Origin of the sequence: Massilia sp. YIM B02763 (assembly GCF_030412015.1) — a bacterium.
Classification (GTDB): domain Bacteria; phylum Pseudomonadota; class Gammaproteobacteria; order Burkholderiales; family Burkholderiaceae_D; genus Telluria.
The window spans coordinates 76,694-99,946 of sequence record NZ_JASNRD010000011.1 but is presented as its reverse complement, the minus strand read 5'-3'; the positions used below and the strand labels follow the sequence as shown (position 1 = coordinate 99,946).

The window sequence follows — 23,253 nt, the reverse complement described above, 5'->3', positions numbered from 1 at the left end:
CTGTCATCGCCCCGTCACGTACGCAAATTACATTGGCGCAGTCATGCCTCGTATCGGCATGGCAACAGTAAACGGCAACTTAAGTTGCACAACAGAAACCTCAACGCCCGGATAACCGTTATGACCACACGACGCAGTTTCCTGCGCGGCAGCGCCCGCGCCGGTATCGCCGCCGCCACCTACGCCGCCTTTCCGCCGTCCATCCAGCGCGCGCTGGCCATCCCCGCCAACAACGCGACCGGCACCATCCGCGACGTCGAGCACGTGGTGATCCTGATGCAGGAGAACCGCGCGTTCGACCATTACTTCGGCACGCTCGCCGGCGTGCGCGGCTTCGGCGACCGCTTCCCCATTCCGCTGCCGGAAGGTCGCAACGTGTGGCAGCAGCGCCTGGCGAACGGCACCGTCGTGATGCCCTTCCACCTGGACGGCAGCAAGGGCAACGCCCAGCGCGCCAACGGCACCCCGCACGACTGGAACGACAGCCAGGCGGCCTGGGACAACGGCCGCATGGACCAGTGGCCGCGCTACAAGAACCCCATTTCGATGGGCTACTTCAACGAGAACGAAATCCCCTTCCAGTTCGCGCTGGCCAATGCGTTCACGCTGTGCGACGCCTACCACTGCGCGATGCACACGGGGACCGATGCGAACCGTTCGTTCTTCATCACCGGCACGAACGGCGCGGTGCCCACCGGCACGGCCTTCGTCACCAACGAGTGGGACGCCATCGACGGCACGGCGAGCGGCGTGAACACGGGCTATACCTGGACCACGTATGCCGAACGGCTCGAGGCCGCCGGCGTCAGCTGGATCAGCTACCAGAACATGCCCGACGAATGGGGCGACAACATGCTGGGCGCATTCCGCCAGTTCCGGCGCGCCAACATCGCGTCGGGCTACCCCGTCTCCAGCGGCGGCGCGCCAGGCCAGCCCTATACCAGCACGGGCCAGGCCCTGCCCTACCACGCGTACGACGCGGCCACGGACAACGCCAACAATCCGCTCTACAAGGGCATCGCCAACACGCTGCCCGGCACCAAGCCCGAAGCCTACCTGGACGCGTTCAAGCGCGACATCCGCGAGGGCAAGCTGCCGCAGGTGTCGTGGGTGAACGCGCCGTCGATCTATTGCGAGCACCCCGGCCCGTCCAGCCCCGTGCAGGGCGCCTGGTTCATCCAGGAGGTACTGGACGCGTTGACGGCCAACCCCGACGTGTGGAGCAAGACCGTGCTGATCGTCACCTACGACGAGAACGACGGCTATTTCGACCATGTGCCCTCGCCCTCCGCGCCGTCGCCCGACGGCAAGGGCGGCTATGCCGGCAAGACCACGCTGGCCCAGTCCGACCTGGCGGCCGAGTACTTCACGCACGGCCGGCCCGCTGGCAGCTCCAAGCAGCCGGCGCCGGACGGCCGCGTCTACGGCCCCGGCCCGCGCGTGCCGATGTTCGTCATTTCTCCGTGGAGCCGCGGCGGCTGGGTCAATTCGCAAGTGTTCGACCACACCTCGGTGCTGCGCTTCCTGGAAGCGCGCTTCGGCGTCAAGGAACCGAACATCGGCCCGTTCCGCCGCGCCGTCTGCGGCGATTTGACGAGCGCCTTCAACTTCGCGACGCCCAACGCCGAGGCCTTGCCCGTGCTGCAGGGCCGCAAGGACCGCAGCCAGGCCGACGCCCTGCGCGCGGCGCAGCAGCGCCTGGCGCAGATCGCGCCGCCGGCCTCGCCCCAGCAGCCCGTGCAGGCCACGGGTACGCGGCCCTCGCGCGCGCTGCCCTACGAACTTGCGACCATCTGCGAGGTGCAGCCCGGCGCCACGATGAATGCGGTGCGGGTGGCGCTCAACTTCGTCAACACGGGCCGCCAGGCCGCCGTCTTCCACGTGTACGACCGCAAGAACCTGGCCGCGGTGCCGCGCCGCTACACCGTCGAGGCGGGCAAGTCGCTGGCGGATGCCTGGACGCCCGCCGTCGGCGGCGCCTACGACCTGTGGGTGCTGGGCCCGAACGGCTACCACCGCCACTTCACGGGCAGCGCGCTGCGCGCCGTGGCGGCCGGCCAGCCGCGCCCGGACGTGCAGGTGCGCTGCGACGCGAGCACGGGAGAACTGGTGCTGCGCCTGGTGAACGCCGGCACGGCGCCGTGCACGTTCAACCTGGCCGCGAACGCCTATGCGCAGCTCCGGCAGATGGTCACGGTGGCGGCGCGCGGCGAAGTGGTCGTGCGCCTCCCCGTGGCCGCGAACGGCTACTGGTACGACGTCTGCGCCACCGTGTCGAGCCAGCCGGACTACCTGCGGCGCTTCGCCGGCCGCGTCGAGACCGGCCGCCACACGGTCAGCGACCCGGCGCTGGGCCTGGCCTGAACTTGATACGCGGCCGGCACGCGCCGGCCGCGCCCTATTTGACCCTATCGACTGGATTGCCATGCATCCCATCTTCCGCAATGTCGCACTGAGCGCAACGATCGCGCTGTGCGCTCCCTTCGCCTCGGCGACCGTGCTGACCTTCGACGACATCGTCGGTCCCGACGGTTATGCCGCCGTTCCCGCCAACTACGGTGGCCTCGACTGGTCGGCCTCCGGCCTGTCCGTCTTCACCGGCGAGCAGGCGCCGTTCACCGCCCATTCCGGCCAGGGCCGCGTGACGACGGACTGGATCGACGGCGGGCCGATCGCCAGCGCCATCCGCTTCGCGACGCCCACGGTCTTCGACGGCGCCTGGTTCTCCGGCTACGGCGACAGCAGCGTGCGCTTCGACCTGTACTTCGGCGGCCAGCTCGTCGCCAGTTCGGCGTCCCTGCAATTGTCCGAGTCGCCGGCCTTCCTGGACGCCGGCTGGAACGGCGCCATCGACACCGTCGTCGTGTCCACCGGCGCGCAGGCATCGTATGTGATGGACGACCTGACGTTCGAGAGCGCGGCGCAGGTACCGGAACCGGGTTCGCTGGCGCTCGTGCTGGCCGGGCTCGGGCTGGCCGGCGCCGTGCGCCGCTCCCGCTCCGGAACCCGGGTCGGGTAATCAGGAACGCAGCGGCAGCCGTGCCGCCACGCGCGCGCCGGGCTGCCCATCCGGCATGCCCTGCATGCGCGGCAGCGTCAGCACGAAGGTGCTGCCCTGGCCATTGCCCGCGCTATCGGCCGTCACGTCGCCGCCGTGCAGCTCGGCCAGGCGCTTGACCAGGGCCAGCCCGAGTCCCAGGCCGCCCTCGGCGCGGCCGGCCGTGCGCGTGCCCTGGGTGAAGGAGTCGAACACCCGCGGCAGCAGCGCGGCATCGATGCCGATGCCGTCGTCGCGCACTTCCACCTCGATCCGCTTGTCGTCGGCGCGCAGCTGCAGGCGCACGTGGCCCCCTTCGGGCGTGTACTTGGCCGCGTTGCCGAGCAGGTTCGCCACGACCTGCACGAGGCGCTTGTGATCGCCCAGCACGCTCGGGTGCCGCTCCGGCAGGTCGACCTCCAGCCGGTGGCCGCGGCGCGCCATCTGCGGTTTGACCTGCTCGACGGCGTCGCCCACGGCGTCGACCAGGTCGACCGGCACCTTGTCCAGCGCGATCAGGCCGCGCCGCGCGCGCGAGACGTCGAGCAGGTCCTCGACCAGGTGCACCATGTAGTCGGTCTGGCGCTTGATGATGTCGCTGGTGCGGCGCATCTGCGCGGGATCGCAGTTGCCCAGCTTGAGGAACTCGGCCGCGGCGCGGATCGGCGCCAGCGGGTTGCGCAGTTCGTGCGCCAGCAGCGCCATGAAGTCGTCCTTGCGCGCATCGGCTTCGCGCAGCGCCTCCAGGGCGGCCTCGCGTTCGCGCTCGGCCTGGCGCCGCGCCGCGTCGTAGCGCTGCAGCACGAGGGCGAAGATCCAGACGACCGCCGTGAACAGCGCGACCATGCCCCAGACGAGGAAGGCGATGGCGGTGCCGACGTCGATCATGTCCAGGTGCAGGGCGAAGCCGATGGCGGCACCCAGCAGCACGGGTACCGCCAGCGCCGAGAGCAGCAGGCGCCGCGTCACCCACGCGGACGGGCCGGGACCGTGCACCGCGACCATCATGCCCTCGGCCGGCCGTAGCGCCAGCACGCCCAGCGCCAGCAGGATGAACGCCAGCGTGGTCGGGATCGAGGTGCCCTTGCCCGGCAACAGCGCATACAGGAAGGTATCGCGGAAGACGTAGCCGGCCAAGGTCAGCAGCGCCATCAGCAGCAGGCCCAGCGCGAGCCACTGCCCCCAGCGCAGCGCGCGCGGCCACGGCATGCAGGCCAGGCTGGCGCCCAGCGCCAGGAACATGGCCGCGGTGACGGGCGAGGACAGGGTAAACGCGTACGAGTCGACGCCGAGCGCGAATGGCGCGGAGACTTGCTGCGCCGCGTGGCTCCCGAGGATCGCGACGGCGCCGGCTGCGACCAGCGCGGCCGCCGCGACGCCCGGCGCGGACCGCGGCGCGCTCGCGCGGGTCTGCGACCACAGCGCCAGGCCGGCCAGCAGAAACAGTATGGCGGTCATCGGCACCAGCCGGGGCAGGCCCGGTGCGAAGGACGTCAACCAGTCGATGCCGGCGGCCCAGCCCAGGAGGCTGACCGTGGAAATGGCGACGCAGGCAGCCGCGCAGAAGACGGGCAATGACTTGGATGACGTGGTCGCGGGCGGCATGCGGTGTCCCGGTGTTCGGATGGGCCGATTCTACCGAAACCGCCGATCCGGCAGCGCCACCCTGCCCCGGCGCTGCCCGTCAGGACGCGCCGGCATGCGCCAGGATGGCTTCCAGCGCCACGATGTCGAGCGGCTTGACCAGGTGGTGGTCGAAGCCGGCTTCCAGCGAGCGCTGGCGGTCGCTGTCCTGGCCATAGCCGGTGACCGCGATCAGCAGCGCGCCCGCGCTCGCCGGCTCGGCCCGCAGGCGCCGGGCCAGCGCGTTGCCGTCCATGTCCGGCAAGCCGATGTCGAGCAGGCACACGTCGGGCAGGAAGGCGCCGGCGCGCGCCAGCGCCGCCTGCGACCCGTGCTCGACGGCAACCTCGTGGCCGGCCGCCTCCAGCAGCATCGCCAGCATCGCGGCGGCATCGACGTTGTCGTCGACCACGAGGATGCGCAGCCGGCGCGCGCCGGCCGCCGCTCCCCCGGCGCCCGAGGCCGCGGCGCCGTCGTCCGCCTGCCGCGCGGCGGCGCGCGGCAGGCACACGGTGAAGGTGCTGCCCCGGCCCGGTCCCGCGCTGTGGCAACGCGCCGTGCCGCCGTGCAGTTCGACGAGGCTGCGCACCAGCGCCAGGCCCAGCCCCAGCCCGCCCATCGAGCGGTCCGAGGTGCGCTCGCCCTGCGTGAACAGGTCGAACGCGCGCGCGGCCAGCTCGGGCGTCATGCCGATGCCGTTGTCCTCGACCTCGATGCGGATCTCGTGCGCATGCACGGCGGTACGCAGCTGGATGCGGCCGCCCTCGTCGGTGTACTTGGCGGCGTTGCCGAGCAGGTTGGTCAGCACCTGGACCAGGCGCTTCTTGTCGCCCATCACCTCGGCCGCCTCAGGCGCCAGGTGCAGGTCGAGGCGGTGGCGGCGCGCCTGCACCAGCGGCGCGACCTGTTCGACGGCGTCGGCCGCGATCTGGCTCACGTCCAGGCGCGTGCGCTCCAGTTCGACGAGGCCGCGCGTCACGCGCGACACGTCCAGCAGGTCGTTGATCAGGTGCGTCATGTGCTCCACCTGGCGCCCGATGATGCGGCTGGTATGGCGCATGCGCTCCGGATCGAGCTGGCCGATCTGCAGCAGCTGGGCGGCGGCGCCGATCGGCGCCAGCGGGTTCCGCAGCTCGTGCGCCAGCATCGCCAGGAACTCGTCCTTGCGCTGGTCCGCCTCGCGCAGGCGCTCGGCCAGCTTGCGGTCGCCGATGTCGAGCACCAGGGCCACCACGCCGCTGGGCGCCGCGCTGCCTTCCGCGCGCACCGGCGCCACGGCCTTGCTGACCCAGGCCGCGCTGCCGTCGGCGCGGCGGTAGCGGTTCTCCAGGTTGAACGGGCGGCCGTCGGCGGCCAGGCGCTCGAGCAGCGCCAGGTTTTCGCCGGCATCCTCGTCGTGCACCAGTTCCAGCAGCGAACGTCCGAGCAGGTCCTCGCGCCGGTGGCCGACGATCTCGCAGTAGCGGTCGTTCACGCGCACCAGGCGCCAGTCCATGTCCGCCTCGGCGATGCCCGCCGCGTTCTGCGCGAACAGCGAGGCGACGTGGGCCTCGCTCTCGCGCAGGGCGGCGCGGCTGCGCCCGGCCTCGATTTCCGACAGCAGCGCCTGTTCGCGCGCCTGGGCCGCGCGGCGCTGGCGCGCCAGCGTGACGGCGCCGTCGACACGGGCGCGCAGCTCGCGCGCGCTGAAGGGCTTGACCATGTAGTCGTCGGCGCCGGCATCCAGGCCCTCCACGCGCGCCTCCTCGCCGGCACGCGCCGACAGCAGGATCACGACGACGCCGGCCGTGGCGGGGTCGGCGCGCAGCGCCTGCAGCAGCGCGAAGCCATCCATGTCCGGCATCATCACGTCGGACAGCACCAGGTCGGGCAGCGGCCCGGCGCGCACCGCCGCCAGCGCCGCCGCGCCGTGGCCGCAGGCATCCACCCGGTAGCCCGCCTCGGTCAGGATACGCGCGACGTAGCCGCGCATGTCGGCGTTGTCGTCGGCCAGCACGATGCGCGCGCCCGCGTGCGCGGGCACGGACGCAGGCAGCGCCTCGGCCGCGCCGCCGACCCAGCCGAGCGCTTCCTCGACCCAGGCACCGGCGCGCGCGGGCGCAGGCTCGGGCGCGGCCGGTGCCGCATGCAGCTTCTCGGGCGGCAGGTGGGCGTTGCCGAACGGGATGCGCACGGTGAACACGGTGCCCTGCCCGACCGCGCTGCGCACGCCGATCGTGCCGCCGTGCAGCTGCACCAGCTCGCGCACGAGGGACAGGCCGATGCCCGTCCCTTCCACCGAGCGTCCGCGCTGTCCCTCGACGCGGTGGAAGCGGTCGAAGATGCGCGGCAGTTCGTCCTCCGGGATGCCGACGCCGCTGTCGGCGACGGCCAGCTCCGCGGCGCCGTCGTGGGCCCGCAGCGCCACCGCGATCGCGCCGTCGAGCGTGAACTTGAACGCGTTCGACACGAGGTTGAGCACGATCTTTTCCCACATCGCCCGGTCGATCCAGACGGGTTCCGGCAGGGCCGGGCAATCGATCTCCAGCGCCAGTCCGGCACGCTCGCAGGCCGAGCGGAAATTGCTGGCCAGGTCGGCCGAGAACGCGCCCAGGTCGGTCGGCACGAAGCGCGCGTCGTCGCGCCCCGCTTCGAGGCGGCTGAAGTCGAGCAGGCCGTTGACCAGGCGCAGCAGGCGCTGGCCGTTGCGCTCGATGAGCCGCAGGCGCTCGCGCGCGCCGTCGTCGGCCTGCTCCAGCAGTTCGCCCAGGGGCGCGAGCATCAGCGTCAGCGGCGTGCGCAGCTCGTGGCTGGCGTTCGAGAAGAACACCGTCTTGGCGCGGTCGATCTCGGCCAGCTGTTCGGCGCGGCGCTTCTCGACCTCGTAGGCCTCGACGTTGACGAAGGCGGTACTCATGTGGGCGGCGATGCGTTCGAACAGCGTCGCGTAGTCGCGGTCCAGGCGCCGGCGCGGACTGAGTCCCGCCACCAGGAAGCCGTAGGGCGCGTCGCGGCGCGCGCTCAGCACGGGCACCACCAGCGCCTCGTCCAGCGGCTCGGGCCAGGACGTGCCCGGCACGGTGCCGCCCGTGCGCGCCGCGAGGCCCTGCACGGGCACCGCCACGCCGCCCTGCAGGGCTTCGGCGAACGGCCAGGCCGCGGCGCCGTCCAGCGCCGCCCCGGCGGGGACGAGCGCGTCGCCGATGCTGCCGGCGCGGCCGGCCAGCGCCACCGTGCCGGTCGCCGCGTCGTACAGGTAGGCGAGCACGAACGGCGCCTCCTCGGGCATCTGGGCCAGGACCGCGACGGTGCTGGCGCAGACCTCGGCGGCGCCGCGCGCGTTCGAGGTGTGCTCGGCCACCTGGCGCAGCAGGCGCTCGCGGCGCTCGGCCAGCACGCGGTCGGTAGTCTCCGTCACCGCAGTGAAGATGCCCTCCACCGTGCCGTCCTCGCCGCGCACCGGCGAATAGCTGTAGTAGAAATAGCACTCTTCCACGTAGCCGTAGCGGTTCAGCGGCAGCAGCTGGTCCTCGGACCACGTCGCCTCGCCCGTGTCCATGACGTGGTCGAACATGGGGCCGATGATGTCCCAGATCTCGGACCAGACCTCGAACCCCGGCCGCCCCAGCGCCCACGGATGCTTCTGTCCGGGCACGGGCGCCCAGGCGTCGTTGTAGATCAGCGCGCGCGTCTCGCCCCAGTACAGCACCATGGGAAAGCGCGAGCCGAGGCAGATGCTGACGGCGGAGCGCAGCGCGGGCGACCAGGTGTCGATGGGACCGAACGGCGTGGCGGACCAGTCCTTGGCGCGGATCAGGCCGGCCATTTCGCCAGGAAAACTCAGGAAGGGATAGCGGGAACGGAAATCGTCGGACATTCGCGTGAAAAGGTTGCGGCCGCACGTGGGCCAGGGCTCGCTGCCAGGGAAGCAGCCGCGACAGTGGTGGCATTCTGACACATCGGCCCGCAGGCAGGGGGCGATATTGTTCAGCGGAGCGGCAGCGATTGACATGTGTTCTGGATTACAACATGATCTTTCCATGTCAGTACCGCGCCGCCATGCCGTCTTCGTGCTTGCCTGGATCCTGTTCTGGGCGCTGATGATATTGGTGGCCGTGCAGGACTACATCCGCAACGAACACGGCAGCGCATTATGGAAGCCGGTGCTGTGGGAAGGCTCGTCGGCCATCGTCACCACGGTGCTGGCCCTGGTCCAGGTGCGCGGCTCGCGCGCCGACGACCGCCTGCTCGGCACGCCGTGGCGCTGGTTCGCGCGCCAGGCGCTATGGCTGCCCATGTACTGGATCGCCTTCGTGCCGCTGGCGTTCGGCCTGCGCCACGGCGTGTACGCCCTGGTCGGCGAGATCTACCGCCACGATCCGCCGGCGCGCCTGTTTTTATACGAGTCGATGAAGATCTCGATCTTCGTGGGCCTGTTCACCGTGATCCGCTTCGGCATCAAGTCCTGGCGCGCGCTGCTGGAAGCGAAACTGCGCGCGGAACAGGCCAACCTGCTGCTGGCCCAGGCGCGCCTGCAGCGGCTCGGCCAGCAGATGCAGCCGCACTTCCTGTTCAATGCCCTCAACACGATTTCCTCGCTGATGCACACGGACGTCGGCAAGGCCGACGCCACCCTCGTGCAGCTGGCCGACGTGCTGCGCGCCGCGCTCGCGCTGGGCGAGCGCCACCAGGCGCCGCTGCAGGCCGAGCTGGCGCTGGCGCGCGGCTATGCGGGCGTGATGGCGGCGCGCTTCGGCGAGCGCGTGGAACTGCAGTGGCACGTCGACGAGGCGCTGCTGGCGCGCGAGGTGCCGGCGATGAGCCTGCAGCCGCTGCTGGAAAACGTGTTCAAGCACACGGTGGAGCGGCGCCGCGGCCTGACGCGCATCGCCGTGGGCGCTGCGCGCGACGGCGATGCGCTCGTGCTGAGCGTGGAGGACGATGCCGGGCGGCTGCAAACGCCCGCCCTGCCCGCGCCGGCGCAGGCGAACGCGGCTCCCCATGAAGCAGGCGCGACTGCCGGCGCGCCCGACGGCGGCTACCGCGGCGGCATCGGCCTGGCCAACCTGCGCGCGCGCCTGCAGGCGCTGTACGGCGCCGAAGCCAGCCTGACGCTCGCCGAGCGCGCGGGCGGCGGTGTGCGCGCCGAGCTGAGGTTGCCGTGCGCATCCTGATCGTCGACGACGAAGCCCCGGCGCGCGCACGCCTGCGCCGCCTGCTCGACGGCCGCGACGACATCGCCGCCGTCGAGGAAGCGGCCGACGGCATCGACGCGCTGGCACGCATCGAGGCGTTCCGGCCGGACGCGCTGCTGCTCGACATCGAGATGCCGGAACTGTCCGGCATCGAACTGGCGGCATCGCTGCCCGAACCGGCGCCCCTGGTCGTGTTCGTGACAGCCTGGGACCGCTACGCCCTGCAGGCCTTCGACGCGCGCGCCATCGACTACCTGCTCAAGCCCTGCGACGGCGCGCGCCTGGATCGGGCCCTCGTGCGCCTGCGTGAACGGCTGCGGGAACGCGCGGCGGCCCACGCCCCCGCCACCGGCGAGCACGCCGCCCATTTGACGCCCGTCCTGCCCGCGCTCCCGCTGCGCCAGCTGCTGGTGGGCGAACGGGGCGTCACGCGCGTCGTACCGATCGACGACATCGGCTGGATCGAGACGGCCGACAACTACGTCGCCCTGCATACGCCGACCGGCAGTCCGCTGCTGCGCCAGACATTGGCCGGGCTGCTCGACCGCCTGGGCCCCGGCTTCGTGCGCTGCCACCGGCGCGCGGCCGTGCAACTGGCATGGATCGAGCGCGTCGTCGCGCTCGACAAGGGAGACTGCGAACTGCTGCTGCGCGGCGGGGCGCGCGTGCCCTGCAGCCGCCAGTACCGCGCCCGGGTCCTGGAACGCCTCTGACACGCCGCCGTACGCACCGGCGCGAAAGCGCTTGACAGCGAAATATGACGGGAATAATATGAGTCTCATCATATTTCGTCGAGGCCGCCATGCCCACCGATGCCAGACAAGCCCGCCGCCAGCAATCGCACGAACGCATTCTCGATGCCACCGCGCAGCAACTCTACCGTTCCGGCATCGCCGGAGTCGGCGTGGCCGACGTGATGCGCCAGGCCGGCCTGACGCACGGCGGCTTCTATGCCCACTTCGCCTCGCGCGACGCGCTGCTGGTCGAGGCCGTGGAACACGCGGGCCGGCGCAGCAACGCGGCCCTGTCCGACCGGCTGCGCCGGCGTGCGGACGCCGGCCAGTCGCCGTTGCGCCTGCTGGTCGAGGAATACCTGTCGGAAGCGCACATGGCCAGCACGGAAGCGGGCTGCACCGTCGCGGCGCTGGGCTCCGAGATGGCGCGCAGCAGCGACGGGTTGCGCGAGGTCTCCGCCGGCCGCGTGCGTGCGCTCGTCGCCCTCGTGCGCGAGGCGCTGCCGCCGGGCAGCGGCACCGACGGCGGCGCCGACAGCGCCACGGTCATCGCCGCCACCATGGCGGGCGCCATCCAGATGGCGCGGGTGCTGGGCAAGGACAATGGCGGACTCGACATCCTGCGCGCCTGCGCCGCTTCCCTGCTCGCGCAGTACGACCGCCACACGGCCAGACCATGAATTTGCACGGCCGGTCCAGGGGCCGGCCATTTTCTTGACCACAAATATGACGTTCGTCATATTTTTTATACAACCGCTGAAGGAGCATGCAATGAAACTCGAAAACGCCGTGGTACTCGTGACGGGCGCCAACCGTGGACTCGGCCTGGAATTCGCCCGCCAGGCGCTGGAGAAGGGTGCGGCCAAGGTGTATGCCGGCGCCCGCGATCCCGCGTCCATCACCCTGCCGGGCGTGGTGCCGGTCCGCCTGGACGTCACCGATCCCGAGCAGGTCGCGGCGGCGGCGGCGGCCTGCGGCGACGTCACGCTGGTGGTCAACAATGCCGGCATCGCCCAGCCGGGCAGCCTGCTGGACGCGAACGGCATCGATGCGATGCAGCGCATGCTCGACACGAACGTGTTCGGCATGCTGCGCGTGAGCCAGGCCTTCGCGCCCGTGCTCGCCCGCAATGGCGGCGGCGCCTTGCTGAACGTGCTGTCGGTGGGGAGCTGGGTCAGCAGCCCGTTCCTGGCGGCCTACGCGGTCAGCAAGTCGGCCGCCTGGAGCCTCACCAACGGCCTGCGCATCGCCCTGCGCGAACAGGGCACGCAGGTGCTGGGCATGCACGTCGGCTTCATCGACACCGACCTCACCCGCGGCATCGACGTGCCCAAGCTGCAGCCGGCGCATGTGGTGGAACGCACCTACGCCGCGCTCGAGGACGGCCAGAAGGAAGTACTGGTCGACGAGCTGTCGCAGAAGATCAAGCTCGGCGTGGCCGCCGAGCCCGGCATCTACCTCGACCTCATCCAGCGCTGAGCGCCGGCGCCGGGCTGGGGCCGCGCTGGCGTCGCCGCGCTGGCGTCGATGCCCTGCTTACTTGGCGGCGTCCTGGATCTTCTCGCCCGCGCGCTCGACGGCGCGGCCGGTCGCCGCGGTGGCGTTGCTTGCGCCTTCCTTGACGTTCTGGGCCGCTTCGCGCGATTCCTGGCGCACTTCGGCGCCGGCTTCGCGCGTCTTCTCGGCGGCGCGGTCGGTGGCGGCGTCGATCTTGGCGCCGGCACGGTCGGTCGCGGCGTCGATGCGCTCGCCGGCACGGTCGGCGGCGGCGTTCGCCTCGGCGGCGCCCTGGCGCGCCTCGGTCGCGACTTTCGCGCCGGCGTCGTCGATGGCCTTGCCCGCTTCCTGGGCCGGACCCGTGTTCGGGTTGTTGTCGGCCTTGTGGCAGCCGGTGGCCAGGGCGGCGACGGCCAGCAGCATGGCAGCGAAGGTGGTCTTGTTCATGGTGGTGGCTTTCATGTTGATCTCCTTGAAGAATGTTGTAATTTAGATTACACGTTTCTGAGAAAACGTGGCTCACGATACGTACGCGTTGCCGCGCCGGCGTCCGCGCATCCGGTTCGCCCCAACGGGGGCCCACTCGCCACATTTCGCTCGCCGGCGCGGGCACGCGGGCCTAGTCTCGACGGCATCGACCACCACCGGAAACGCCGCCATGTCCACGCCCGTCCCGCCCATCGCCCATCCAGGCCGCTACCACTTCCTCGACTGGGTCCGCATCCTCGCCTTCTTCGTCCTGATCGTCTACCACGTCGGCATGTACTACGTGTCCTGGGGCTGGCACGTGAAGAGCCCGGATGCCGGCCACGGCCCGGAGCCGTTCATGCTGCTGTCCTCCCCGTGGCGCCTCGACCTGCTGTTCCTGGTGGCGGGCGTGGCGTCCGGCTGCATGCTGGCCAGGATCGCCCCCGGCCGCTTCCTGGGCCAGCGCAGCTGGCGCCTGCTGGTGCCGCTGCTGTTCGGCATGCTCGTCGTCGTGCCGCCGCAATCCTACTTCGAGGTCGTCGAAAAGCTCGGCTACGACGGCGGCTACGGCGCCTTCATCCGCCTGTACGCGAGTGGCTACCACGGTTTCTGCAAGGACGGCTGCCTGATCCTGCCGACCTGGAACCACCTGTGGTTCGTTGCCTACCTGTGGACCTATACGCTGGTGCTGGCCCTGCTGGCGCTGGCGCTCGGCCGCCGCTTCGAGGGCGCGATGACGCGCCTGGCGTCGCGCGCCGGTCCCTGGCTCGCCGGCTGGAAGCTGATCCTGCTGCCGGCCGCCGTGCTGGCACTGGCGCGCCAGCTGCTGATCGCGCGCTTCGGCGAAACCCATGCGCTGGTCGGCGACTGGTACCTGCATGCCAAGTACCTGCCGATGTTCCTGTTCGGCGCCCTGCTGGCGCGCCTGCCCCAGGTGTGGGCGCGCATCGAGGCGCTGCGCTGGCGCTGCCTGGCCCAGGCCCTCGGCGGCTGGGCCGTGGCCGTGATCTGGTGGGCGCTGCCGGACGACGCCATCGGCGCCGGCCTGATGCCCTGGATCCTGCCCGTGATGCGCTGCGTGTACGGCTTGCTGGCCTGGTCCGCGATCCTGGCCGCGTGCGGCTTCGCACGCCGCCACCTGGACCGCGACGGCCCGGCGCGGCGCTACCTGACCGAAGCCGTGTTCCCCGTGTACATCCTGCACCAGACCCTGATCGTGACGCTGGCCCACGCCTTCAAGCCCCTGCACCTCGCCGCCGGCGTGGAGGCCATCGTGCTGGTCGTGCTGACGACGGTACTGTCCTTTGCCGGCTTCGAGCTGGTGCGCCGGGTGTCCGTGCTGCGCCCGCTGTTCGGCCTCGGCGCGCTGCCGCGCCACCCTGCGGCCCGGGCGCTGACGGTAGCGGACGCCGCGTAGGCCCGCGAGCGGCGCGGGCACGAGGGACGAATCAATGCGCCGCGGTCGTGCGCTGCGGCTGCGGGGTGCCCGCCGAGGATGGGGATGGGGATGCGGACGAGGATGCGGACGAGGATGCGGACGGGGATGAGGTCGAGGACGAGTGCTGGGCCGCCTGCACCGCGCGTTCGCCTTCCGACCGCAGGGCCCCGGTGCCGCCGTCGCGCTCGAACGGGTCGCCGAACTGGCGCAGCGCTTCCTGCCGGTTGCGCAGGCCGCGTTCGGTCTCTTCGCCGGCCGTGCGCGCCACCTCGTCGGCCAGGGCGCGCGCCGTGCGGGTCGTGTTCTGCACGTGCTGCTCTGCCACGCGCGCCAGGTCCACCTGGGCATCGGCGGCCAGGCGCGAGATGTGCTGCTGGTAGGCGCGCAGCTCTTCCGTGGCGGGCTGCGTGCGCGCGGCGGCGGCGCTCAGCAGTTCGCTCTGGTGGTCGGCGCTCAGGACCTTCTGGCCGGCCAGCGTCGTTTCCTCCACCATGGTCTGCGCCAGCTGGATGTTCAGGGCCACCATCTGCTGGAAGGAGTTGAAGAAGGACTTCGAGATGTCGTTCATGAACGCGGTCTGGGCATCCAGGTGGGTGCGGACGGCCGGGGTCACGGATTGCGCGAACGGATACGGGTACATGCGTTGCCTCCTCGTTGTAGGTGATTGGACCGTGACGCCGGCATGGCGGGCGCCACGGGAGCTCACAGCCTAAGGTCGCGCCGCCCTCGCCGCTTGATCTGGACTAATCGTGCCGGCTTGCCACTGGCGCACACCGATCGAGGCTGGCGCGATAATTGCATGAGTCCCGGTATCTGAACCCGTCCGGGAGCCCCGATGTTTCTGCCTAACGATGTGATTCAGTACGCCGGCCCGGTACGCACGATCCGGGTGCTGTGGATCGACCGCCAGCGCGCCCAGGCCTATACCTTCGAGCTCGGCCTGGCGCACAGCCAGCCGCGTGTCCATGCCCTGGCCACGCTGGTCGAGGACGTGCAGGAAGGACGCGCGCGCCTGCTGCTGCACGACCCGTACGCGGCCCCGCCGCCACCGCCGCTGCTGCCCCAGAAATACCGCGACCTGCAGAACAAGGCCTGGGACATCGTCAGCGCCCTGCAGGCGCAGGTGCCGGGCCTGTACCAGCCGCGCGAGCGTGCCCTCATGGTGGCGAGATGCGCCGAGGAACACGGCGTCTCGCGTCCCAGCGTGCTGCGCTACCTGCGCCGCTTCTGGGAGCGGGGCCAGACCGTCGACGCCCTGTTGCCCGACTACGGCAACTCGGGCGCGCGCGGCAAGACCCGCGGCGCCAGCGCCGGCGTCAAGCGCGGGCGGCCGCGCAAGTCTGGCGACCATCCGGGACTGAATACCGATGCCGACATGCGCGCGACCTTCCGTGCGGCGGTGGCGCGCTACGCCGCCACGCATCCGGAGTTCTCGCGCCGCGCCGCCTACCGCCAGATGCTGGCCGACTACTACCACGGCCACGCTCCCGGCGCCGTGCCGACCTTCGGCCAGTTCAACTACTGGCTGGACAAGGACGGCGCCCCGCCGCAACGTCCCGCCACCCGCCGCACCGCATCCCCGTCCGCCGCAGCGGTGCAGTCTGTCATGCGCCTGTAACTTTCCAGTGCGCCCCGGCCCATGATGGTGCAGCGCCGCAAAGCGGGCCGGGCGCGCCGTTTCTCCCTATCGAGATTGCATGGCCTTACCCGCTACAGGTGCGTCTTTTCCGCACTGCAAAACAAAGTTTGGCTTGCAATAAATAAAGTATGCATGCGGCGCGATTCCACATTCGTATTGACGGTCTCGCCGCTGAGGCGAAAACAAACTTTATTTGAAAATCCGTGCTTACGACGAACTTACATCTCGGAGACGTCGGTTCTTACTTTATTTTCTACATAAATTTATCCTCCTGAACCCGCCTGGCTGGCACGGCTATTGCTGAAACACAAACTGAAGAAGAAGTGTTCCTGCAATAACCAGCCGAGGTGCGGATGAAACGTTTGACAACGTCGCTGACGCGACGCGAATTTCTCCACCGGGCCGCCGCAGTCGGCGGTTCCGCCCTGTTACTCAACACCATGAACGCCTGGGGCATGGGCATCGCGTCCCGCACCGGCGCGCCGCCCGCGCTGTCGGGCAGCGGCAAGGGCAAGAAGGTCGTCGTGCTCGGCGCCGGCCTGGCCGGCATGACGGCGGCCTACGAACTCGTGAAGCTCGGCTACCAGGTCGAGGTGCTGGAAGCGCGCGGCTTCGCCGGCGGCCGCTGCCAGACGGCGCGCAAGGGATTTACCTTGCAAGAGCTGGGCGGCGAGATGCAGACCTGCCGCTTCGACGAAGGCAACTACATCAACCACGGCCCCTGGCGCATTCCCCTCGACCACCAGTCGACGCTGTACTACACGCGCCAGTTCGACATCCCGCTCGAGGTGATGGTCAACGACAACGACCACGCCTGGGTCTACATGGAAGACGCGGGCCCGCTGTCGAAGCAGCGCCTGCGCGCCGCCCAGGTCAAGGCCGACATGCGCGGCCACGTGGCCGAGCTGCTGGCCAAGTCGGTCCAGGCCAGGATGCTCGACGCCAGCCTCACGCCGGACGACCAGCGCCTGCTGCTCGACTACCTGGAACACGAGGGCGCGCTGCGCAAGACGGACCTCGTCTACCGCGGGCGCAACGGCCGCGGCTGGGCGGTACCGCCGGGCGCCGGCCTGAATCCGGGCCAGCCTTCCGATCCGCTGGGCTTCCACGAGCTGCTCGCCTCCAAGGTCGGCAAGGTCTACAGCGCCGTGCAGGAATTCCCCATGCACGCGACCATGTTCCAGCCGGTGGGCGGCATGGACCAGATCGCGCAGGGCTTCGCCAAGCGCCTGGGCAAGAAGATCCGCTACGGCACCGAGGTGCAGTCGATCCGCCAGTCGCCGGACGGCGTCACCATCGCCGTCAAGGACGTCAAGAGCGGCAAGCTGTCGCAGGTAAAGGCCGACTGGTGCCTGTGCGCGATGCCGCTGTCGGTGCTGCGCACCGTCGACAGCGATTTCTCGGACAACTTCAAGGCCGCGATGAAGTCGGTGTCCTACGCCCCGGTCGGCAAGATCGGCCTGCAGATGAAGCGCCGCTTCTGGGAAGAGGACGACCAGATCTACGGCGGCCACGTGCTGACCGACATGAAGGGCATCAACACGATCTCGCTGCCCTCGTCCGGCTGGCAGAAGAAGAAGGGCGTGGTGCTGGGCTACTACCACTACGCGCTCGACGCGATCGAGGTCAGCGCCCTGTCCCCTGCCGAGCGCGCCGAATTCGCCGTGGCCGCCGGCGAGAAGATCTTCCCGGCCTACCGCGATTCGTACGAGAACGCCTTCTCCGTCGCCTGGCACCGGGTCCAGTACAACCTGGGCGGCTGGGCCGAGTGGGACCAGGCCGGCCGCGAGAAAGCCTATCCGACGCTGCTGGCCGGAGAAGGCCGGATCATGCTGGCCGGCGAACACCTGAGCTACCTGACGGGGTGGCAGGCCGGCGCCATCGAATCGGCCTGGCAGCAGATCGAACAACTCCACAAGAAAGCCAACGCATGACCCTCAGCATGACGCTTCCACACGCACTCCGTGCAGCCGTTCTCGGGACGGCCGCGCTGCTCGCCGGCGCCCCCGCCGGCGCCGACACGATGGACGGCAAGACCCTGTTCGCCAAGAACTGCGCGGCCTGCCACCAGGCCAACGGCAAGGGCATCCCGGGCGCCTTTCCCGCGCTGGCCGGCAATGCCTTCGTGCAGGGCGCGCCCGTCGACGTGGCCACCGTGCTGCTCAAGGGCCGCGGCGGCATGCCCGACTTCTCGGGCAGCCTGAACGACGGCGACATCGCCCAGGTGCTGACCTATGTCCGCGCCAACTGGGGCAACAACGCGCCCGCCGTCACCGAACAGGAAGTCGGCGCCCAGCGCACCGCCCTGGGCGTGGGCCCCGCCACCAACAGCCGTTTCGGCAACAAACACTAACCACAGAGAGGACCCATGAAGAAGATCGCCGTCGCCACCCTGCTACTGTCCGCCATCCTGCCCTTGTCCGCCGGCGCCCAGGACATCGTGCGCCACAAGCTGCCGAACTCCGACTTCCCGATCGCCCAGGCCGTCACCATTCCGCCCGGCGCCACCATCCACTTCATCAGCGGCCAGGTCCCGCCCACCGTCAACAAGAGCGCGGACCCGAATTCCCAGGCCGCCTTCGGCGACACGAAGACGCAGACCGTCGGCGTGCTCACCAAGATCCAGGACATCCTGAAAGGCATGGGCCTCTCCATGGGCGACGTCGTCAAGATGCAGGTCTTCCTCGTCGGCGACCCGGCCAAGGGCGGCAAGGCCGACATGGCCGGCTTCATGGAAGGCTATACCCAGTTCTTCGGCGGCAAGCAGCCGAACCTGCCGGCGCGCGCGGCGTTCCAGATCGCCGCCCTGGCGAACCCCGGCTGGCTGGTCGAGATCGAGGTGGTCGCCGCCAAGAAATAAGCTTCCGCGCCTGCCGTTTGCCCGCATCGCTGCCGTTCGCACCACGTGTTCATCGCAACGTAGTCCAATAACAAAAGGGGTAATCCATGAAGAAGGCCATCATCCATTCCGGCGTCGCGGCCGGCGTCCTCACCTGCGGCCTGGGCCTGGCGCAGGCCGCCGACGACAAGTCGGCGGCGCCCGACGACGTCGTGCCTGCCGCAGCCACGCCGGCCGTCGAAGCCGGCCCGGTCAACGCGGGCGTCGTGATCGTGACGGGCACCCGCGCATCCGGCCTGAAGGTCGAGAACAGCGCCTCGCCGATCCAGGTGCTCGACTCGAGCTCGCTGCAGCGCACGGGCCAGCCGGACCTGATCCAGGCGCTGTCGCAGAACCTGCCGTCGCTGAACGCCCAGGCCTTCGGCGGCGACATGGCCAACATGACGCTGTCGGCGCGGCTGCGCGGCCTTTCCCCCAACAACACGCTGGTGCTCGTGAACGGCAAGCGCCGCCACGGCACCTCGAACCTGGCCGTGCTGGGCGGCCCGTACCAGGGCGGCGCCGCGGCCGACCTGAACTACATCCCCGTGGCCGCCATCGACCACATCGAGGTGCTGCAGGACGGCGCCGCGGCGCAGTACGGCACCGACGCGATCGCGGGCGTGGTGAACATCATCCTCAAGCAGAACTACAAGGGCGGTACCGCCAACGTCAACGGCGGCGGCTACGGCGACGGCGGCGGCCACACGGGCGACGGCACCGCCAACATCGGTCTCGCGCCCTTCACCGACGCCTTCCTGAGCCTGACGGTGGAAACCAAGTACCACGGCTTTTCCGACCGCGGCGGCATCGACCCGCGCGTGAACGACCCGGCCAACCTGGCCGCCATGCCGCAGCTGCAGAACCATCCGGGCTACCCGTACGTGAACCACATTTCCGGCGACGCCCAGTACCGCCAGCACATCTTCGCCGCCAACTTCGGCGCCGAGCTCACGCCCGACCTCAACCTGTACAGCTTCGCCACCTACGGCAAGAAGAAGGCCCGCGCCTTCGAGAACTACCGCACGCCGGACCGCCTGCCGAGGATCTACCCGACCGGCTTCTCGCCGCAGGAAGTCTTCGACGAGAAGGACTGGGCCCTCACGGCGGGCATCAAGGGCAAGCTGCCGGGCAACTGGAACTGGGACCTGTCGAGCACCTACGGCAAGGACACCGCCGACCTGGGCGTGGCGCACTCGGGCAACGTCTCGCTGTTCAGCGACACCGGCGCGACCCCGACCGAGTTCCATGCGGGCCAGTTCGTCGCCAGCCAGTGGACCAACAACCTCGACGTGAACCGCGAGTTCGACGTCGGCTGGGCCACACCGCTGACCTTCGCCATCGGCCTGGAACACCGCCGCGACGAATACGAGATCGGCGCCGGCGACGCCGCCTCGCGCTACAAGGAAGGTTCGCAATCGTTCCCGGGCTTCTCGCTGACCGATGCGGGCAAGCACAGCCGCAACAGCAAGGCCGGCTACATCAACTTCTCGTCGCAGCCGATCAAGGACTGGACCGTCGACCTGGCCGGCCGCTACGAGCACTTCAGCGACTTCGGCAACGCCAAGGTCGGCAAGCTGACCAGCCGCTACGACTTCAGCCCGGCCGTGGCCGTGCGCGCCACCTACTCGAACGGCTTCCGCGCCCCGACGCTGGCCGAGTCCTACTACTCGGCCACCAACGTCGGCCCGCGCACGGCCTTCGTCCAGCTGCCGCCGAACTCGCCGGGCGCGCGCCTGGTCGGCGTCAACGGCCTGCGTCCGGAAGCCTCGACCAACATCAGCGCCGGCATCGTGCTCAACCCGGCGCCGAACGTGGCGATCACGGCCGACGCCTACAAGATCACGATCCGCGACCGCATCGTCGGTTCCGGCTCGCTGTACGGCTCGGGCGGCGCGGTCAATTCGCCGGCCGTCACGGCGGCGATCCTGGCCAACGGCAACGTGCTCGACCCGAGCGTGGTCCAGACCGGCATCAACATCTTCTCGAACGCCGTCAACACCCGCACCAGCGGCCTGGAGTTCGTCGCCACGCTGAACAGCAACTACGGCAGCGCCGGCCGCGTCGACTGGTCGCTCGCGGCGAACTACAACCGCACCGAGGTCATCAAGATCAACCAGGCCCCGGTCGAACTGCGGCCGCAGACGCTGCTCGACCAGACCGCGATTTCCGACCTGGAAACGGCCTCGCCGCGCGTGCGCGTGAACCTGGGCGCGCTGTGGAAGATGGGCAACTGGACGGTGAACCTGCGCGAGAACTTCTTCGGCAAGTCGTCCGAGCTGCAGTCGTCGGACGGCGCGACCTACTACGAGACCGAGATCAAGCCGACCGCCCTCACGGACCTCGAAGTGAGCTACCAGTACAACAAGGCCTGGACCTTCTCGATCGGTGCGAACAACCTGTTCAACCAGTATCCGAACCACATCAACGCCAACCTGCTGGCCGAGCAGCGCGCGAACCTGGACAACGCGGCGGTGACCGTGTATCCGTCGTTCTCGCCGTTCGGGATCAATGGCGGGTATTACTATGCGCGGGTGGGGTTCAAGTTCTGAACATGACCTGATGCATTGCAGCCGGCGGCCCGTACTTTGTGCGGGCCGTTTTTTTCAAATCTGCCGTCAGCGAACGGATCGATCGCAGGCTTCGCCGATCGCGTCGATCGTCCAACGCCGTCGATTCTTGTTGAGCGTCAGGGATTCGATGCACGCCTCGTTCGGTAATACTGCAGCACGACACTCGTAGCTTGCATCGACCGTCACGTTCCAGGCTTCGCCGCCGGCAAGCCCGCGCCGCAATCCTTGCAGAACTTCGCCGATACCTGGTGACCATCCGTGCCGCAGGTGGAACAGGTACGCGGCGGAGACGACGGCTGCAGCGGCCGCGCAGGCCCATGGCGGCGGTCGCCCCGGCGCAGCGTCATCTCCGCGGTGACGATCCCCGTCGGCACGGCCAGGATGCCCCAGCCGAGCAGCATCATGAACGAGGCGATGGCCTTGCCCAGGTGCGTGTGCGGCGTGATGTCGCCGTAGCCCACGGTCGTCATGGTGACGGTGGCCCAGTACATCGAGACGGGGATGCTGGTAAAGCCGTTCTCCGGCCCCTCGACCACGTACATGACGGTGCCCAGGATCAGGATCGCCATCAGCACCACGGACAGGAACACCATGATCTTGCGCCGGCTCGCCGCCAGCGCTTCGCCCAGGCGCGTGTATTCCTCGATGTACAGCGTGAGCTTGAAGATGCGGAAGACGCGCAGCAGGCGCAGGATGCGGATGTCGATCAGCACGGCGCTGCCGGACACCAGCAGCGAGAAATAGGTCGGCAGGACCGCCAGCAGGTCGATGATGCCGTAGAAGCCCGTGGCGTAGCGCCAGGGGTGCTGCACGGCGACAATGCGCGCGATGTACTCCACCGTGAACAGCAGCGTGAACACCCATTCGAGCGCGTGCAGCGCCGTGCCGTGCTCCTTGTGCAGGCTCGGCACGCTGTCCAGCACCACGACCAGGATGCTGAGCAGGATGGCGAACACCAGCGCGATGTCGAAGCGCCTCCCGGCCGGGGTATCGGCCTCGAAGATCACGTCGTACATGCGGCGGCGCCAGCCCGGCGGCGGCGTGCCGTAGGACGGCGGCGCCTGCGGCACGTACTCGGCCGTCTTGCCTTCCTCCGCCATCAGGGACGGTCCTTCATGCGATGCCGATGCGCGCTCATGCGTCTCAGTCGGCGTGGCGCTCGACCCAGGTCGCGTAGCATTCCATGAACTGCGTCAGGAAGGTGCGCAGGCCGTCGTCCTTCAGGGCGTCGCCGTCGAACTTGTCGGCGATGCCGCCGATATAAGCCTCGGGCGACTGCATGCACGGCATGTTCAGGAACACCAGCGTCTGGCGCACGGCGTGGTTGGCGCCGAAGCCGCCCAGCGCACCCGGCGAGTTGCTGACGACGGCGCAGGGCTTGCCGGTCCAGGCGGCCTTGCCGTAGGGGCGCGAGCCGACGTCGATCGCGTTCTTCAATACGCCGGGCAGCGAGCGGTTGTATTCGGGCGTGGCGAACAGGATGCCGTCGGCCTCGTGGATGCGGTCGCGGAATTCGCTCCAGGCCGGCGGCGGCGCATCCGTCTCGTCGTCCTGGTTATACATCGGCAGCTGGCCGATCTCGACGATCTCCAGTTCGAGCGTGGGCGGCGCCAGCAGCATCAGCTGCTTCGCCAGTTTGCGCGTGAACGACTCCCTGCGCATGCTGCCCACCAGTACTGCGATCTTCCGTGTTGCCATGGTCATCCTTTCCGGTCTCGATGAGAAGGTCGAGACCAGAGTGTAGCGGTTCTGGCGGCGGGACGGCACGCGCCCCGCCAAGCCCCGCGTCAGGCGGCGCGGGCCGCCCCGGACGCGCCCCAGGCCTTGAAGGCGCGCTGGATCAGCAGCGTCTCGCGGCCGTCCAGCACGGTGTCCGCATGGACGATGTCGAGCATGGCCTTCATCGTGCCCATGCGCAGCGAGGGCGCCTCGACTTCGCGCAGCAGGCCGTCGAGCAGTTTCGTATCGATCTCGACCTCGCCGGCGCCGCGCTGGTGGGCGGTGGCGAGCAGGTCTTCGCACAATTCCTGCACCACGTCGTCGAAGTCGTCCTCGCCGATGCCGACGCCCTGCAGGACGCCGGAATGGCGCATGGCCTTCAGTTCGGCCGGGGCCAGGTGGCCGTCGACGATCATGGCCAGGGCCAGCAGGCGCGAGACGGCGCGGGGACTGTCGGTGGCATAGATTCGCAT

At 69.7% G+C, this 23,253-nt stretch carries 19 protein-coding genes; 12 read left to right on the top strand and 7 right to left on the bottom strand.

What is annotated here, in order from left to right; genetic code table 11:
- Positions 1-120: 120 nt before the first annotated feature.
- Positions 121-2,364, top strand: a complete 2,244-nt coding sequence (locus QPK32_RS15500; protein ID WP_290413688.1) for a phosphocholine-specific phospholipase C — start codon at positions 121-123, stop codon at positions 2,362-2,364.
- Positions 2,365-2,425: 61 nt separating this feature from the next.
- The gene (locus QPK32_RS15495) at positions 2,426-3,019 is read left to right on the top strand and encodes a PEP-CTERM sorting domain-containing protein (RefSeq protein WP_290413687.1); all 594 of its coding nucleotides are present in this window, start codon (positions 2,426-2,428) and stop codon (positions 3,017-3,019) included.
- On the opposite strand, the gene QPK32_RS15490 is transcribed toward QPK32_RS15495, so the two are convergent.
- Both QPK32_RS15490 and QPK32_RS15485 read right to left on the bottom strand, forming a co-directional pair.
- Positions 3,020-4,642, bottom strand: coding sequence for a HAMP domain-containing sensor histidine kinase (locus QPK32_RS15490; protein ID WP_290413686.1), 1,623 nt, complete (start codon positions 4,640-4,642; stop codon positions 3,020-3,022).
- Between the two features lie 79 nt (positions 4,643-4,721).
- Positions 4,722-8,516 (bottom strand): ATP-binding protein, encoded by a 3,795-nt coding sequence (locus QPK32_RS15485; protein ID WP_290413685.1) that lies wholly within the window; start codon positions 8,514-8,516, stop codon positions 4,722-4,724.
- Between the two features lie 163 nt (positions 8,517-8,679).
- On the opposite strand from QPK32_RS15485, the gene QPK32_RS15480 reads away from it, so the two are divergent.
- From QPK32_RS15480 to QPK32_RS15465, 4 genes are all read left to right on the top strand, one after another.
- The gene (locus QPK32_RS15480; RefSeq protein WP_290413684.1) at positions 8,680-9,813 is read left to right on the top strand and encodes a sensor histidine kinase; all 1,134 of its coding nucleotides are present in this window, start codon (positions 8,680-8,682) and stop codon (positions 9,811-9,813) included.
- Positions 9,801-10,547, top strand: coding sequence for a LytTR family DNA-binding domain-containing protein (locus tag QPK32_RS15475; protein ID WP_290413683.1), 747 nt, complete (start codon positions 9,801-9,803; stop codon positions 10,545-10,547). The genes QPK32_RS15480 and QPK32_RS15475 overlap by 13 nt, the downstream gene beginning before the upstream one ends.
- A gap of 89 nt (positions 10,548-10,636) precedes the next feature.
- The gene (locus tag QPK32_RS15470; RefSeq protein ID WP_290413682.1) at positions 10,637-11,248 is read left to right on the top strand and encodes a TetR/AcrR family transcriptional regulator; all 612 of its coding nucleotides are present in this window, start codon (positions 10,637-10,639) and stop codon (positions 11,246-11,248) included.
- A gap of 91 nt (positions 11,249-11,339) precedes the next feature.
- A complete protein-coding gene (locus QPK32_RS15465) occupies positions 11,340-12,047 on the top strand; it encodes an SDR family oxidoreductase (protein ID WP_290413681.1) in 708 nt (235 codons plus the stop codon).
- Between the two features lie 57 nt (positions 12,048-12,104).
- Here QPK32_RS15465 and QPK32_RS15460 read toward each other — a convergent pair whose 3' ends face one another.
- Positions 12,105-12,527 carry a hypothetical protein gene (locus QPK32_RS15460; protein WP_290413680.1) on the bottom strand — a complete coding sequence of 141 codons (423 nt, stop codon included), beginning with the start codon at positions 12,525-12,527 and terminating at the stop codon, positions 12,105-12,107.
- Positions 12,528-12,723: 196 nt separating this feature from the next.
- Here QPK32_RS15460 and QPK32_RS15455 point away from each other — a divergent pair, with 196 nt between their 5' ends.
- Entirely contained in the window at positions 12,724-13,950 is a 1,227-nt protein-coding gene (locus tag QPK32_RS15455) for an acyltransferase family protein (protein WP_290413679.1), read from the top strand.
- 31 nt (positions 13,951-13,981) lie between these two features.
- Here the strand turns inward: QPK32_RS15455 and QPK32_RS15450 are convergent, their stop codons facing one another.
- Positions 13,982-14,611: a phasin family protein gene (locus QPK32_RS15450; RefSeq protein WP_290413678.1), complete on the bottom strand. Its 630-nt coding sequence runs from the start codon at positions 14,609-14,611 to the stop codon at positions 13,982-13,984.
- 195 nt (positions 14,612-14,806) lie between these two features.
- Between QPK32_RS15450 and QPK32_RS15445 the strand changes: the two genes are divergently transcribed.
- From QPK32_RS15445 to QPK32_RS15425, 5 genes are all read left to right on the top strand, one after another.
- Positions 14,807-15,589: a hypothetical protein gene (locus QPK32_RS15445; protein WP_290413677.1), complete on the top strand. Its 783-nt coding sequence runs from the start codon at positions 14,807-14,809 to the stop codon at positions 15,587-15,589.
- A gap of 374 nt (positions 15,590-15,963) precedes the next feature.
- The gene (locus tag QPK32_RS15440) at positions 15,964-17,544 is read left to right on the top strand and encodes a flavin monoamine oxidase family protein (protein ID WP_290413676.1); all 1,581 of its coding nucleotides are present in this window, start codon (positions 15,964-15,966) and stop codon (positions 17,542-17,544) included.
- Between the two features lie 8 nt (positions 17,545-17,552).
- A complete protein-coding gene (locus tag QPK32_RS15435; protein ID WP_290413675.1) occupies positions 17,553-17,963 on the top strand; it encodes a cytochrome c in 411 nt (136 codons plus the stop codon).
- 15 nt (positions 17,964-17,978) lie between these two features.
- Positions 17,979-18,470 (top strand): RidA family protein, encoded by a 492-nt coding sequence (locus tag QPK32_RS15430; protein ID WP_290413674.1) that lies wholly within the window; start codon positions 17,979-17,981, stop codon positions 18,468-18,470.
- Positions 18,471-18,556: 86 nt separating this feature from the next.
- Positions 18,557-21,040, top strand: coding sequence for a TonB-dependent siderophore receptor (locus QPK32_RS15425; RefSeq protein WP_290413673.1), 2,484 nt, complete (start codon positions 18,557-18,559; stop codon positions 21,038-21,040).
- Between the two features lie 203 nt (positions 21,041-21,243).
- Here the strand turns inward: QPK32_RS15425 and QPK32_RS15420 are convergent, their stop codons facing one another.
- From QPK32_RS15420 to QPK32_RS15410, 3 genes are all read right to left on the bottom strand, one after another.
- On the bottom strand, positions 21,244-22,161 hold the full coding sequence (locus tag QPK32_RS15420) for an ion transporter (protein ID WP_290413672.1): 918 nt from the start codon (positions 22,159-22,161) through the stop codon (positions 21,244-21,246).
- A gap of 43 nt (positions 22,162-22,204) precedes the next feature.
- A complete protein-coding gene (locus tag QPK32_RS15415) occupies positions 22,205-22,759 on the bottom strand; it encodes an NADPH-dependent FMN reductase (protein ID WP_290413671.1) in 555 nt (184 codons plus the stop codon).
- Positions 22,760-22,848: 89 nt separating this feature from the next.
- On the bottom strand, positions 22,849-23,253 hold the full coding sequence (locus QPK32_RS15410) for a TerB family tellurite resistance protein (RefSeq protein ID WP_290413670.1): 405 nt from the start codon (positions 23,251-23,253) through the stop codon (positions 22,849-22,851).

What these genes read in the sequence shown, in the direction of transcription:
- QPK32_RS15435 (WP_290413675.1), top strand. Translation starts at nt 17,553, where the DNA reads ATGACGCTTCCACACGCACTCCGTGCAGCCGTTCTCGGGACGGCCGCG.
- QPK32_RS15450 (WP_290413678.1), bottom strand. Translation starts at nt 14,611, where the DNA reads ATGTACCCGTATCCGTTCGCGCAATCCGTGACCCCGGCCGTCCGCACC.
- QPK32_RS15460 (WP_290413680.1), bottom strand. Translation starts at nt 12,527, where the DNA reads ATGAAAGCCACCACCATGAACAAGACCACCTTCGCTGCCATGCTGCTG.
- QPK32_RS15485 (WP_290413685.1), bottom strand. Translation starts at nt 8,516, where the DNA reads ATGTCCGACGATTTCCGTTCCCGCTATCCCTTCCTGAGTTTTCCTGGC.
- QPK32_RS15495 (WP_290413687.1), top strand. Translation starts at nt 2,426, where the DNA reads ATGCATCCCATCTTCCGCAATGTCGCACTGAGCGCAACGATCGCGCTG.
- QPK32_RS15430 (WP_290413674.1), top strand. Translation starts at nt 17,979, where the DNA reads ATGAAGAAGATCGCCGTCGCCACCCTGCTACTGTCCGCCATCCTGCCC.
- QPK32_RS15420 (WP_290413672.1), bottom strand. Translation starts at nt 22,161, where the DNA reads ATGGCGGAGGAAGGCAAGACGGCCGAGTACGTGCCGCAGGCGCCGCCG.
- QPK32_RS15410 (WP_290413670.1), bottom strand. Translation starts at nt 23,253, where the DNA reads ATGCGAATCTATGCCACCGACAGTCCCCGCGCCGTCTCGCGCCTGCTG.
- QPK32_RS15445 (WP_290413677.1), top strand. Translation starts at nt 14,807, where the DNA reads ATGTTTCTGCCTAACGATGTGATTCAGTACGCCGGCCCGGTACGCACG.
- QPK32_RS15455 (WP_290413679.1), top strand. Translation starts at nt 12,724, where the DNA reads ATGTCCACGCCCGTCCCGCCCATCGCCCATCCAGGCCGCTACCACTTC.
- QPK32_RS15470 (WP_290413682.1), top strand. Translation starts at nt 10,637, where the DNA reads ATGCCCACCGATGCCAGACAAGCCCGCCGCCAGCAATCGCACGAACGC.
- QPK32_RS15415 (WP_290413671.1), bottom strand. Translation starts at nt 22,759, where the DNA reads ATGGCAACACGGAAGATCGCAGTACTGGTGGGCAGCATGCGCAGGGAG.
- QPK32_RS15500 (WP_290413688.1), top strand. Translation starts at nt 121, where the DNA reads ATGACCACACGACGCAGTTTCCTGCGCGGCAGCGCCCGCGCCGGTATC.
- QPK32_RS15440 (WP_290413676.1), top strand. Translation starts at nt 15,964, where the DNA reads ATGAAACGTTTGACAACGTCGCTGACGCGACGCGAATTTCTCCACCGG.
- QPK32_RS15480 (WP_290413684.1), top strand. Translation starts at nt 8,680, where the DNA reads ATGTCAGTACCGCGCCGCCATGCCGTCTTCGTGCTTGCCTGGATCCTG.
- QPK32_RS15490 (WP_290413686.1), bottom strand. Translation starts at nt 4,642, where the DNA reads ATGCCGCCCGCGACCACGTCATCCAAGTCATTGCCCGTCTTCTGCGCG.
- QPK32_RS15465 (WP_290413681.1), top strand. Translation starts at nt 11,340, where the DNA reads ATGAAACTCGAAAACGCCGTGGTACTCGTGACGGGCGCCAACCGTGGA.
- QPK32_RS15425 (WP_290413673.1), top strand. Translation starts at nt 18,557, where the DNA reads ATGAAGAAGGCCATCATCCATTCCGGCGTCGCGGCCGGCGTCCTCACC.